This window comes from Acinetobacter marinus (assembly GCF_900096915.1).
Lineage (GTDB): Bacteria > Pseudomonadota > Gammaproteobacteria > Pseudomonadales > Moraxellaceae > Acinetobacter > Acinetobacter marinus.
In genome coordinates this window covers 261,743-274,295 of the sequence record NZ_FMYK01000001.1, presented here as the reverse complement: position 1 = coordinate 274,295, position 12,553 = coordinate 261,743, and the positions used below count along the sequence as shown (strand labels likewise).

Annotated in this window: 14 protein-coding genes; 9 read left to right on the top strand and 5 right to left on the bottom strand. The window is 42.1% G+C overall.

What is annotated here, in order from left to right; genetic code table 11:
• Positions 1-76 precede the first annotated feature (76 nt).
• Both BLQ60_RS01275 and BLQ60_RS01270 read left to right on the top strand, forming a co-directional pair.
• Positions 77-448, top strand: a complete 372-nt coding sequence (locus BLQ60_RS01275) for an XRE family transcriptional regulator (protein ID WP_092614862.1) — start codon at positions 77-79, stop codon at positions 446-448.
• Positions 445-1,260, top strand: coding sequence for an RES family NAD+ phosphorylase (locus BLQ60_RS01270; protein ID WP_092614859.1), 816 nt, complete (start codon positions 445-447; stop codon positions 1,258-1,260). Before BLQ60_RS01275 ends, BLQ60_RS01270 begins: the two co-directional genes overlap by 4 nt.
• Positions 1,261-1,552: 292 nt before the next feature.
• On the opposite strand, the gene BLQ60_RS01265 is transcribed toward BLQ60_RS01270, so the two are convergent.
• Positions 1,553-3,280, bottom strand: a complete 1,728-nt coding sequence (locus BLQ60_RS01265) for a glutamine--tRNA ligase/YqeY domain fusion protein (RefSeq protein ID WP_092614856.1) — start codon at positions 3,278-3,280, stop codon at positions 1,553-1,555.
• Between the two features lie 191 nt (positions 3,281-3,471).
• Between BLQ60_RS01265 and BLQ60_RS01260 the strand changes: the two genes are divergently transcribed.
• The 7 genes from BLQ60_RS01260 to BLQ60_RS01230 all read left to right on the top strand — a co-directional run bounded on the left by BLQ60_RS01260 (position 3,472) and on the right by BLQ60_RS01230 (position 7,793).
• Positions 3,472-3,981, top strand: a complete 510-nt coding sequence (locus tag BLQ60_RS01260) for a peptidylprolyl isomerase (protein WP_092614852.1) — start codon at positions 3,472-3,474, stop codon at positions 3,979-3,981.
• Positions 3,982-4,125: 144 nt separating this feature from the next.
• Entirely contained in the window at positions 4,126-4,848 is a 723-nt protein-coding gene (locus BLQ60_RS01255; protein ID WP_092614849.1) for a UDP-2,3-diacylglucosamine diphosphatase, read from the top strand.
• Positions 4,849-4,850: 2 nt separating this feature from the next.
• Positions 4,851-5,138 (top strand): sulfurtransferase TusA family protein, encoded by a 288-nt coding sequence (locus BLQ60_RS01250; protein ID WP_092614846.1) that lies wholly within the window; start codon positions 4,851-4,853, stop codon positions 5,136-5,138.
• A gap of 131 nt (positions 5,139-5,269) precedes the next feature.
• Positions 5,270-6,139 carry an RNA polymerase sigma factor RpoH gene (gene rpoH / locus BLQ60_RS01245; protein ID WP_092614843.1) on the top strand — a complete coding sequence of 290 codons (870 nt, stop codon included), beginning with the start codon at positions 5,270-5,272 and terminating at the stop codon, positions 6,137-6,139.
• Between the two features lie 233 nt (positions 6,140-6,372).
• Positions 6,373-6,735, top strand: a complete 363-nt coding sequence (locus tag BLQ60_RS01240) for a DUF423 domain-containing protein (RefSeq protein WP_092614840.1) — start codon at positions 6,373-6,375, stop codon at positions 6,733-6,735.
• 37 nt (positions 6,736-6,772) lie between these two features.
• On the top strand, positions 6,773-6,970 hold the full coding sequence (gene thiS / locus BLQ60_RS01235) for a sulfur carrier protein ThiS (RefSeq protein WP_092614837.1): 198 nt from the start codon (positions 6,773-6,775) through the stop codon (positions 6,968-6,970).
• Between the two features lie 10 nt (positions 6,971-6,980).
• Positions 6,981-7,793 (top strand): thiazole synthase, encoded by an 813-nt coding sequence (locus BLQ60_RS01230; protein ID WP_092614834.1) that lies wholly within the window; start codon positions 6,981-6,983, stop codon positions 7,791-7,793.
• A gap of 99 nt (positions 7,794-7,892) precedes the next feature.
• On the opposite strand, the gene BLQ60_RS01225 is transcribed toward BLQ60_RS01230, so the two are convergent.
• From BLQ60_RS01225 to pepN, 4 genes are all read right to left on the bottom strand, one after another.
• On the bottom strand, positions 7,893-8,279 hold the full coding sequence (locus BLQ60_RS01225; protein WP_092614831.1) for an SCP2 sterol-binding domain-containing protein: 387 nt from the start codon (positions 8,277-8,279) through the stop codon (positions 7,893-7,895).
• 244 nt (positions 8,280-8,523) lie between these two features.
• Complete coding sequence (locus BLQ60_RS01220; RefSeq protein ID WP_092614828.1) at positions 8,524-9,135, bottom strand: carbonic anhydrase; 612 nt, start codon at positions 9,133-9,135, stop codon at positions 8,524-8,526.
• Between the two features lie 145 nt (positions 9,136-9,280).
• Positions 9,281-9,703: an RDD family protein gene (locus tag BLQ60_RS01215; RefSeq protein WP_092614825.1), complete on the bottom strand. Its 423-nt coding sequence runs from the start codon at positions 9,701-9,703 to the stop codon at positions 9,281-9,283.
• A 234-nt stretch (positions 9,704-9,937) separates the two neighbouring features.
• The gene (pepN, locus tag BLQ60_RS01210) at positions 9,938-12,553 is read right to left on the bottom strand and encodes an aminopeptidase N (protein ID WP_092614822.1); all 2,616 of its coding nucleotides are present in this window, start codon (positions 12,551-12,553) and stop codon (positions 9,938-9,940) included.

The following is a 12,553-nucleotide window of genomic DNA, read 5'->3' as shown; positions in this document are numbered from 1 at the left end:
ATTGATTTGTGCAATATACACATTTAAGTTATAATTTGTGCATAAATAACACTCATCATCATGCATAGGTGATTTTATGACTGCTTTAGTGAAGCAACCTGTAGAACAAAAAGTCGTCTTAGCCAAAGCCGTGCTCAACGCTGCCGATCAACTTGGGCTTAAACAATCACAACTTGCCGCCATTCTCGGGGTACATCGTACTGCGATTAGCCGTTTAAAAAGCAAACCTGAGCTTGAGCCAAGTACAAAGCAAGGCGAGTTAGCACTTTTGCTGATTCGTGTATCACGTGCTTTGTTTGCACTGACTAATGGCGATGAAGAATGGATGCGTCATTTTCTCAATTCACCGAATCGAGTCACTGGCGGTGTGCCGATTTTGCAAATGGAAAGTATTCAAGGCTTGGTCTCGGTATTGAATTTCATTGATGGACTTCGAGGTAAAATATGACCTCAACACCAACTGGTCAAGCTAATGATCAATGGCAATCCATTGACTGGGAAACGGTGATTCGTCCGATTCAAGGCACGCTATATCGTTTAGTTGAAAGCCAAGAGCAAATCGCCACACGGCAGTTGGTCGATACCTTAGAGGAACAAGCCCTTTTAGAAGAGATGCTCGATGCGGTCAAACCGCCCTATCCTGAAAATATGACACATCTGCATTATCTACTAAAATCCCCTTTTCGTTATCCACCGTTAAAATGGGGATCTCGCTTTGGACGGACATTTGAGCCAAGTATTTTTTATGGTGGCTGTAGTGTCGATGTGACTTTGGCGGAGTCGGCGTATTATCGTTTTATTTTTTGGCATTCGATGCAGGCAACGCCACCAAAACCCATCATGAGTTCGGTACATACTTTATTTTCAGTCGATTATAAAACTGAAAAAGGCGTGCAACTGCAATCTGCGCCATTCGATCAATATCATGACGTACTTGCACACCCATCGAATTACAGCTACACACAGGCTTTAGGCACGGTAATGCGTAGTCAGTATGTCAAGGTTTTTGAATATTTTTCTGCTCGCACAACTCAAAATCAAGAAAAAAGTCAGGACAAAAAACTAAGCATTAGACAAGGCATTTGTGTTGGGCTATTTACTGCGGATTCATTTTGTACCAATCAGCCCAAAGAACGCCAACAATGGTTTTGTGATATGTCTGCCGATGAGATTATTTTTAAAGCGGTGGAAAGTTCAGAATTAATTCGTTTTCCTTTAGCACAATTTTTGCAAGATGGCGTGTTGCCGATGCCTGCATAAAAAATGCTTTGGTTGGAAGCAAAGCATTTTACGATTGTTTATCGATTACATTTCACTCGAAACATAAGCCCCAAGTCTTGTGAAATAAATATGGATTCTCAATCTATATTTTTTACTCGCAATTAAAATTGCTCGTCTTGCGAAAAATTAATCGATTCTCAATCTATTTTTATTTCATTCGGAGCATACGCTCCGAGTCTTGCGAAATGAAAAAATGATACTTAATCATTACTTTCTACTCGCAACATAGTTGTTCGTCTTCTTGCGAAAGCAAAATCGATAATTAATCGATTTATGCTTTCTCAGGTTTAAAGCTATCTCGCAAATCCAAGATACGGTTAAACACAGGTTTTTTCGCCGTATGATCATAGCGATCTGCGACAAAATAACCTTCACGTTCAAACTGGAAGCGATCTTCTGAACTCGCTTGTGCCAATGATGGTTCAACCACAGCTTGGACGATTTGCAAAGAATCAGGATTGAGATTGTCCAAGAAATCTTCACCTTCTTCAGGGTCTTCGGCGCTAAATAAACGATCATAAATACGCACTTCAGCAGGTACGCCTTTTTCCGCAGATACCCAATGAATTACGCCTTTGACTTTACGTCCTTCAGGATTTTTACCCAATGTATCAACATCGACTGAACATTTCAGTTCAATCACTTCGCCATTTTCATCTTTGACCACTTCATCGCACTTGATCACATAAGCATGACGCAAACGCACCTCACCATCAGGAATTAAGCGTTTGAAGCCTTTTGGTGGCACTTCCTCGAAGTCTTTGCGATCAATATAAATCACATCAGTGAGCGGAATTTCACGCTCGCCCATATCCACATTCGGATGACGTTTTTGCGTTAAGGTGAGTGCTTCAGGCAAATTGGTTAAAGTCACTTTCAGCGGATTGAGCACCGCCATGGCACGAGATGCAGTATTTTCCAGTGATTGGCGAATACAGAACTCAAGCATTGCCACATCGACGATACCATCGGTTTTTGATACGCCAACACGTTTGCAAAAGTCACGCAAACCATCGGCAGTAAAGCCGCGACGACGCATCCCAACCACGGTTGGCATACGTGGATCATCCCAACCGTGTACAAAGTTAACTTCGACTAAACGACGTAATTTACGTTTAGAAGTAATGGTATAAGACACGTTTAAACGAGAAGATTCGTACTGACGTGGTACAGCTTGCGAGTGTACCTTTTCAACAATCCAATCATAGAACGGACGATGATCGACAAACTCTAAAGTACACAGTGAATGCGTCACGCCTTCGATCGCATCAGATAGTGGATGTGCATAGTCGTACATTGGATAGATTTTCCAATGTGCGCCAGTTTGATGATGTTCATTGTCGAGCACACGGTAAAGGATCGGATCTCGCATGTGTACATTCGGGCTTGCCATGTCGATCTTGGCACGGAGCACCGCTTTGCCCTCACCCATTTCACCACTTTTCATTTGTTCAAAACGGCTGAGATTTTCTTCAACCGTAGCATCACGATACGGTGAATTTTTTCCGACTTCGACGAAGCTACCACGATTCAGCTTGATTTCTTCAGGGGTTTGCAGATCAACATAGGCATCGCCTTGTTTAATCAATTGCACCGCCCATTGATAAAGCTGCTCGAAATAGCTCGACGCATAACGTGGCTGACCATCCCAATGAAAGCCAAGCCATTCAATATCAGACTGAATGCCATCGACAAATTCTTGTTCTTCTGCATCTGGGTTTGTGTCATCGAAACGCAGATTACATTTCCCGCCAAATTCTTCGGCAATGCTAAAATTTAGGCAAATCGCCTTAACGTGACCGATGTGCAGATAACCATTTGGCTCAGGTGGAAAACGAGTCACCACGCAATCGGTACGACCTGCTTTGACATCATCTGTTACGATTTGACGGATAAAGTCCAAACCTGCTTGCTGTTGCTGTACCTGTTGATCTACTGCAACATTTTGCTTTGCGGAAGAAGAATTTGGCACATTTTGCACAAGATCATTTGAACTCATAGTCATACATCACTAAAATTGGTGGGTGGGATAAAATTTCATACAAATTTTCGACAAATAGGGTCGAAATAGCAAGTTGTATGTGTGAAATTTTGAATTTTTTACTTGCTATGAAGTTTACAGTTTGCTTATCCTTCTCACAACCAAAAACACATGGCTTTTTTGAAAATCCATGCTCAGGAGATGAATAAATGAGTTTTCCTCAAGTTGAACTTAACACCAACAAAGGTCGTATCGTACTCGAACTCAACACCGAGAAAGCACCAGTGACCGCTGAAAACTTCTTACAATACGTTCGTGAAGGCTTTTATGATGGTGTGATTTTCCACCGTGTTATTGATGGCTTTATGATTCAAGGTGGCGGTTTTGATGAAAACTTCAAAGAAAAATCGACCCGTGATTCAATCGAAAATGAAGCAGATAACGGTCTCAGCAATGACGAAGGAACTGTGGCAATGGCACGTACCCAAGCACCGCACTCTGCTTCTGCACAATTCTTTATCAATGTAAAAAGCAACAGCTTCTTAAACCACACTGGCAAAACTGCACAAGGTTGGGGCTATGCAGTATTTGGTAAAGTGGTTGAAGGCATGGACGTTGTGGCTGAGATCAAGAACGTGCGCACTGGTAGCCGTGGCTATCATCAAGACGTACCACTTGAAAACGTGGTGATCGAATCTGCAAAAATTATTGCTGAATAAATAATCTTCCCTAACTCTAATATGAGATGACATATTAATCCCCACCCAACCTCCCCTTAATAAGAGGAGGAGTCCCCTCCTTTTTAAGGGAGGGTTAGGGAGGGTTTCTATTTTTGATCATAAAGAGGCTTGGCTGAAATTATCATGCAACAATTATTCATTGCTGATCTGCACTTATCTGATGATCACCCTCGATTGATTCGAGGGTTTTTATCGTTATTGGCACACTATCAATCTGAACCGACCGAACTGTATATTCTCGGAGATTGGTTTAATGCGTGGCTCTCAGATCGTGATCCAAGCGACTGGCTATTGCCAATGGTCAAGCAGCTCCGTGAGTTTACCGCAACTGGCAATCAAGTCTATTTCCTCTGTGGCAATCGTGATTTCGTGCTCGGACAACGCTTCTTAGATCGTTTTGGTGGAAAATTACTACAAGAACCCTATGTGTACGACTGGCAAGGTTTAACTATTCGCCTCGAACATGGCGATGCACTTTGCACCGATGATGTGGAGTATCAACGCTTTAAACGCATTATTCGTAATCCTGCATTACTTGGATTTTTAAAACTTTTTCCGTTTTATCTCAAACGTCGTCTTGCGGATTATGCACGTCGAAAAAGCCAAAGCCGTCAGCAAAATGCGCATTACCAACCTGTCGATGTCAATCAATCTGAAGTCGTTAAACAAATTCAAAATGTCGATGTATTGATTCATGGTCACACCCATCGCCCTGCGATTCACCATTTAGAAAATGGTAAACAACGCATTGTCCTCGGTGACTGGCGAGAAGATACAGGCACTGCCAAGATTTTATTGTTAAAATCAGCACAAGACATTTCATTTTTTGATTGGCAGTTTGATTGATCATGGCAACTGAAACAACGCAAAACGCTTCGCAGCTCACACCCGATTTTACCGTCGATGCCCGCAATCAACCTTGCCCAATGCCGATTCTGATGCTCAAGCGTTTACTGAAAACGATTGAAAAAAATCAATCAAATAGCGAAAGTTCAAACTCAAAAAGACTGATTTTAATCAAAGCGACTGATCCCAATAGCCAACAAGATTTGGCGCATTTTTGTCAGATCCAACAGTTGAAAATTGTCCAGCAAATGATCGTTGATGATGAATTCCACTATTTTATTGAAAAATAACCCTTTTAAATTTTACAAGACGCACCATATCGCATTAATTACTTACACATTTATACGTAATCCTACTTACATGTGCTTAAGGTTTAATTATTATATGATTTTGGGAATTTCATCCCTATCAAGGAGCTTACATGGCCACTGACAGTAGCAACCAATTGATGCCCCTGTCATTGACTGCACCTGGTGTAAACCTCGGTGCGTATATTAGTACGGTCAATCAAATACCGATTCTCACTGCGGAGCAAGAAAAAGAACTTGCCGACCGTTATTATTATGATCAAGACTTAGATGCTGCCAAACTATTGGTGATGTCACATTTACGTTTTGTGATTCATATTGCACGGAGCTATGCAGGCTACGGCTTGCCACAAGGCGACCTGATTCAAGAAGGCAATCTCGGCTTGATGAAAGCGGTGAAACGCTTTGACCCGACCATGGGTGTGCGTTTGGTATCTTTTGCGGTGCATTGGATTAAAGCGGAAATTCATGAGTATGTGATCCGCAACTGGCGCATTGTCAAAGTGGCGACGACTAAAGCGCAGCGTAAATTATTCTTTAATCTGCGTAGCCTAAAAAAATCCAGTAAAAAACTGACTTTGGAAGAAGCACAAGCGATTGCTAACGATCTAAATGTAACCCCAGAGCAAGTGCTGGAAATGGAAGGTCGTTTGACCGCTTATGATGCAGCATTTGAAGCGCAAAATGATGATGACGATGAAAGTCATTACACTGCGCCTGCGCTATACCTTGAGGACAATCGTTATGACCCTGCTCGTCTGGTCGAAGAGGAAGACTGGGAAGAGCAAAGTAACAATGCCCTACATGATGCCATGGAACAGCTTGATGACCGTTCACGTAGTATCTTGCAACGTCGTTGGTTAGATGATAATAAATCGACTTTGCATGAGCTCGCAGCGGAATATAACGTGTCTGCAGAGCGTATTCGTCAGCTTGAAAAAAATGCCATGGAAAAGATCAAAACAGCAATGTCTGCGGGGTGATTCAATGTTTCGTTTGATTGAATTATATTTGAATTAAACGCCATTCCAATTCGTCTCACCTATAAAGCATAAGTTTTATAGGTGATATTTTTTCATACATTCATCTCAAACGTATTTTTAAATCTTCTCTCAAATCTGAAATAATTCAATGTTTAAAAGCAAAGACATAGGCTTTTAAATCTCATTCCTCTATACTACTGGCACTCATATTTAGCACTCTGCTTGGAGCAATTATGTGGATTGGTATTGCCGCACTGAATTTAGCCTTAGCCGTGATGCTCGGTGCGTTTGGTGCACATGGCTTGCAAAAAATTGCCAATGCACAGCAACTGACATGGTGGCATACGGCGACTGAGTACTTTTTCTACCATGCTTTGGGATTATTATTACTTGGTATCATGGCCAAATTATTACCCGCATTTTCGATCAAAATGCCCTTTTTACTGATTCAGATCGGGATCATTTTTTTCTGTGGTTCGCTATACATCATGAGCTTAGGCATGCCACGTATCTTGGGTGCGATCACGCCGATTGGTGGATTATTGATGATCCTTGGCTGGTTGGCTTTGGCTTGGCAAGCCTTTAAACAACATTAACATGATCATTTAAATTTGATAAATTGAAGATATATTGATGAATATTTTTTTAAATGGCGAAGCTCAAAATATAGAATTCCGCACTTTACTTGAATTAGTACAATCATTACAGCTTGAAAATAAAAGATTTGCTGTAGAAGTAAACGAACAGATCGTGCCAAAGAGCCGTTTGGCGGAAACCATGATCCAAAACAATGATAAAATTGAAATTATTCAAGCCGTAGGCGGAGGTTAAAGGCGACATTATGCAACATAATACACAGCACGGACATTTCAGCGATTCATCTTTTAAAATCGGACAACGTGAGTTTCATTCACGCCTATTGGTCGGCACGGGTAAATACAAAGATTTAACCGAAACAGGCTTAGCCATCGAAGCCAGTGGCGCTGAGATCGTCACTGTGGCTATTCGCCGTGTCAATATTGGACAAGATCCAAGCCAACCGAATCTGCTGTCTGTAATTCCTCCTGAGAAATACACCATTTTGCCAAATACTGCCGGCTGTTTTGATGCACAAAGTGCGATTCGTACCTGCCAACTTGCACGTGAACTGCTTGATGGACACAACTTGGTGAAATTAGAAGTGTTGGGCAATCAAGAAACGCTCTATCCCAATGTGGTGGAAACGCTTAAAGCCGCGCAAGTGCTGATTGATGATGGTTTCGATGTCATGGTCTATACCTCAGATGATCCGATTGTGGCGCAAGAGCTTGAGTCTATGGGCTGTGTAGCGATTATGCCTTTAGGCAGTCTGATTGGTTCGGGATTAGGGATTTTGAATCCGCATACCCTATCCATCATCGTTGAAAATGCCAAAGTGCCTGTCTTGGTCGATGCAGGTGTCGGTACGGCAAGCGATGCTGCGATAGCGATGGAATTAGGTTGTGATGGCGTACTGATGAATACAGCGATTGCGCAAGCGCAGCAACCAATCTTGATGGCAAGCGCCATGAAAAAGGCGGTAGAAGCAGGTCGTGAAGCCTTTCTCGCTGGACGCATGCCACGTAAACGTCTAGCCAATGCCAGCTCGCCTGAAACGGGTTATTTCTTTAAATAATCAATCGATTCTATCATTTTCAGATTAACCAATTTCAGCAATAAAAAAACTCAAACCGCGGTTTGAGTTTTTTATGGATCATCAAAAAGTAATGAAAAATTAGTTGGTATTTTCTAATACTTTTTTGAACAAGGCTTTTTGCTCGGCACTTGGCTTAGCAGTTTGTAGCGCCATCAACTGGCTCATATCGCCTTGCACTTTGATTTGACCTGTCATAAATGCTTGCATTGCCGCATTTAAGTCAAATTCTAAGAAAACTTTACGAAGCGTTTCAGCATCCATGTTGAGAGTGGTTTTTGCGTTATCTGCCAAACCTTTTTTGATTTTCCCGCCATCTAATGCCAGTTCAGCATTTGAACCATCAGCATTGGCAACCACCAAGTTAATCGCTAAATTTTCTAAGGCAGGTGGTAAGTTTAAATCTCCCGCTTCTGCAGTAAGTTGTTCTACGGTATTAAACCAATCTTCAGTTAAAAAAGCAGGCATGAATATTCCTCAATTTTCCTTGTTGAAAGACTTTGATCAATCGGCTGCAATAAATTTATTCATATCGGATAAATCTAAACTATTCGCAAAAAAAGCACGTTGATCTTTCCGTACCTGTTATAACATGACTGGCACGGATTGCTATAGGTAAATAATAACTCAAGATTCACTTTTTCGGTCAATCACTCACATTGTGTTGCAATTCACAGCTTACATCTCACATCAAACACAAGCGATGAGTCATCTAGTAATCAAAAAATTCCACTTGCCCTGTCTCGAGAGAATATTCTGCACCGACGATCATGAGTTTGCCTTGTTGGGTCAGATTTTCAAGCACAGTCGAACCATGGCGCAATTGATTGACTGATGCAAAAACATTGGCACGAACAGCATGTTTAGACAGTTTGTCGACATCACTTTTTAGATCGGTTTGAAATAGCATTTCCACTGCAGGACGGACACGATTGACAATCGACATCAGATTGCTCGAATGTGGCACATCTGGATTGACCAAGGTATCAATGGTCGCTTGGATTGCCCCGCAGTGACTATGACCCAGCACCACCACCAAAGGACAGCTAAAATGTTCCGCCGCAAATTCCACACTTCCTACTTGCGATGGTGCGACAATATTGCCCGCCACACGAATCACAAACAAATCGCCAAGCCCTTGATCAAAAACGATTTCAGCAGGAACTCGAGAATCTGAACATCCCAAAATAATCGCAAATGGATCTTGTCCGCCAGAGAGGTCGGCACGCTCTTGATGTGTAAATTGCTTGTACTTTACTTCACCGTTGACAAAGTTTTGGTTGCCCTCTTTAAGTCGTTGTAATGCTTCTTTTGCGCTGATCATGTCGGGAGAAATCCTAAGCCTAAATTTATTTTATTTTATGGTGCGATCACGGGCTTGTCATCTGCTAAAACTACCTAAATATCATCAACAAGCTAAATCAGAATCTGAAATGGCGCACTAGGCGCCATTTCTTTATAAAAATAAGTTAATTGATTTCTTTGACCACCACAGTTTTGGCAATCTTGTCGTGCCAGCCTTGCTTTTTACCATCCCAAATCACCCACAAATAGCCCAAACCAAACACGATCGCAGATGGAATGTAGCCAATGTAACGGAGAATCGCTTGTCCTAGCGTCAATTGATTGCCTGTGGCTTCATCAAGCACTTTCAGTTTTAACAAACGTTTACCAGGTGTACCTGCAAATTTGACCCAACAGAAAACCACAAAAATGATGCCGATAAATTGTGTAATGAAATCGACTGTGGTAAATGCCATTGGATTTTGCAGATCCGCATCTGAGCTAAATAAAAAGGTAATCGGGGTAAAGATAATGGCTAAAATTATGCCATCAATGATGAGTGCCGCAAGGCGTATCCAGAATCCCGCATATTGATATTGACCTGACATTGTTTATACTCACTTTATAATAAAAATTTGTCTTTAAAAATCCTAACCTTACTGATTTAGAAATGTACTGTAAGATTGCTATAATTCTATTTGAAAATTATTCTTATTCAAAGCATTTCTTCAAAAAGTTTTCATTTGAAGTGTTATGCGCATAAAAATGCCTGATCGAAATCAGGCACTTTATCTCATTTAGTTGAGATGCTCAGTTAAAAATGAGCTCAATCAATCCAGCCCTTAAATATTCAGCATACTATTGATGGTTTCCACCACATTTTTGGATTTGGCTTGACCTTGTAGTGTTTGCAGTTTTTCTTTCAATTCACTGCGCTTAGGTTCACTCAAAGTATACCAACGTGACAAGGCTTGGATCATGCGAGAGCCAACGATTGGATTTTTCTGATCCATAATTTTTGCCAAGTTGATAAAGTGCGCCGTCCCAACATCTCCCCAAAGATTCACAGGACGTGAGCCGAGTCCGCCTGTGATTGCTCGAATACGATTCGGTGTACCGAGATCATAATCAGGATGTGCCACCAACTGCTCAATACTTGCTTGGTCGGCACGAGGATGCGCTGCTTGGATCATAAACCATTGATCAATCGCTAAATCTTCGTCTTTAAAACGATCATAAAAATCCTGCAACGCATCCGACGCTTGCGGTGCATCAAACCAAACTAAAACACGTAACGCACCAAGACGCTCGGTCATATTGTCAGTCATTTGATATTGCTGATAGGCTAAATCAAATACTTCCGTAGAACCTTGTCGAGCCATCATAGTGAGTGCAATATTCCGCAGTGCTCGAATACCCATCGCTTGGCTAAACTCAGCTTGCGACTTTGGATCAAGTGTTGAATAAATATTTTGCCAAAACTCACCAAATTGTTTTGCTAAATCATTGAGCAAGGCTTCACGTTTGATTTCGACAATTTCAGGACGATAGTCACTATCTATGCGACTTGCCAAATAGCTTTCTGATGGCACATCCAATAATCGAGAAGCAAGATTTGGATCAGTTTTAATCAACTCAGGCAACAATTTTGCATTGGTAATGGCGTCCAAATACACACTTGAATCATGATTTTTCAGCAAAATGTTTTCAAGTAAGGACTGCGCTGCCTGCCATTGGTTAAAGCCACTGGTTTCATGCTGAAGCAAGAACGCAAGCTCGGCATCGTTATAGGCAAATTCAAGATTCACAGGTGCAGAGAAATTACGCAGTAATGACACCACTGGGCGATTGGTCACGTTGTTAAAGTGAACCGTCGCCTCATCTTGATCAAATAAAATCATGCCATCTTTGACATGGTTTTCAGTCAGAGACTCGCTATCGAGCTCAAACTGCTCACCTGTTTCCGCATCGAACAGCGCAATCGCAACAGGAATCGGAACAGCTTTAAGACTTGGATATTTGGTGTGTGGTTTGACGCTTTGTTTTAAACGCAAGGTATAGACATGCGTGGTGGCGTCATATTCTTCATTGACTTCGAGCGTTGGCGTACCCGGTTGGTTGTACCACGTCAGAAATGCTGACAAGTCCACACCCGAACCTGCGCTCAGTGCTGCCACCCAATCCTCGACTGTTACGGCTTGCCCATCATGACGTTTGAAATATTCATCTGTGCCGAGACGGAATTTTTCTTTACCCAATAAAGTCGCCATCATGCGAGAAATTTCCGCACCTTTTTCATAGACCGTTGCGGTGTAGAAATTATTAATCTCAACAAAATGATCGGGGCGTGCAGGATGCGATAATGGTCCTGCATCTTCAGGGAATTGGTGCGACTTCAACACCGATACATCATCAATGCGCTGTACCGCCGCCGACTGCAAATCTTCCGAGAATGATTGATCACGGAAAACCGTTAAACCTTCTTTTAGACAGAGTTGGAACCAGTCACGGCAAGTAATGCGATTGCCCGTCCAGTTATGGAAATATTCATGGGCAATCACCGACTGCACCCGCATGATCGCTGCATCGGTGGTGTATTCAGGATCAGCAAGCACACACGAGGTATTGAAAATATTTAAGCCCTTATTTTCCATTGCGCCCATGTTGAATGCACTGGTCGCCACGATCATATAATTGTCCAAATCATACGGACGACCGTAATGCACTTCGTCCCATTTCATCGAATCTTTCAGGGCTTGCATGGCGATATGGCACTTTGGAATGTCTTTGGCTTCGGCGTAAATTTCCAACGCCACGTCACGCCCTTCGATGGTGGTGTAGCTGTCTTTCAACACTTGTAAATCACCAATCACACAGGCAAATAAATAGCTCGGTTTCTTGGTTGGATCTTGCCAAACCGTATAGTGACGACCGCCGTCCAACTCACCTTTTTCAATCAAGTTACCATTGGCAAGTAACACAGGGAATTTTTTGTCCGCTTCGACACGCGTAGTAAATACCGACAGCACGTCTGGACGATCAGGATAAAAGGTAATTTTACGGAAGCCTTCAGGCTCGTTTTGCGTAACAAAAAGATCATCACCTGCTTTGTACAGACCTTCGAGCTGTGTATTTGACTCAGGGTGAATGATGACTACCGTTTCGACCATTGCTTGATCAGGTGTATTGGCAATGATGAGTTGTTCGCTATCAAGTTGATAATGTTCAGGGCTAAGCTGTTGACCATTGATTTTGATTGATTTTAATTCTAAATCTCGCCCAAGTAGTAGCAAATCCCCTGCATGCTGACGTTGCATATCCAGTTTGGCAGTGACTTCACTGTATGTATCAAATACACGAATATCCAAGTCGATGCTGCTCACCGCAAAGGCAGGTGGCGTGTAATCTTTTAAATAGACGGTTTCAGGGACGCTAGGCGTATCGACAGCAATATTCAT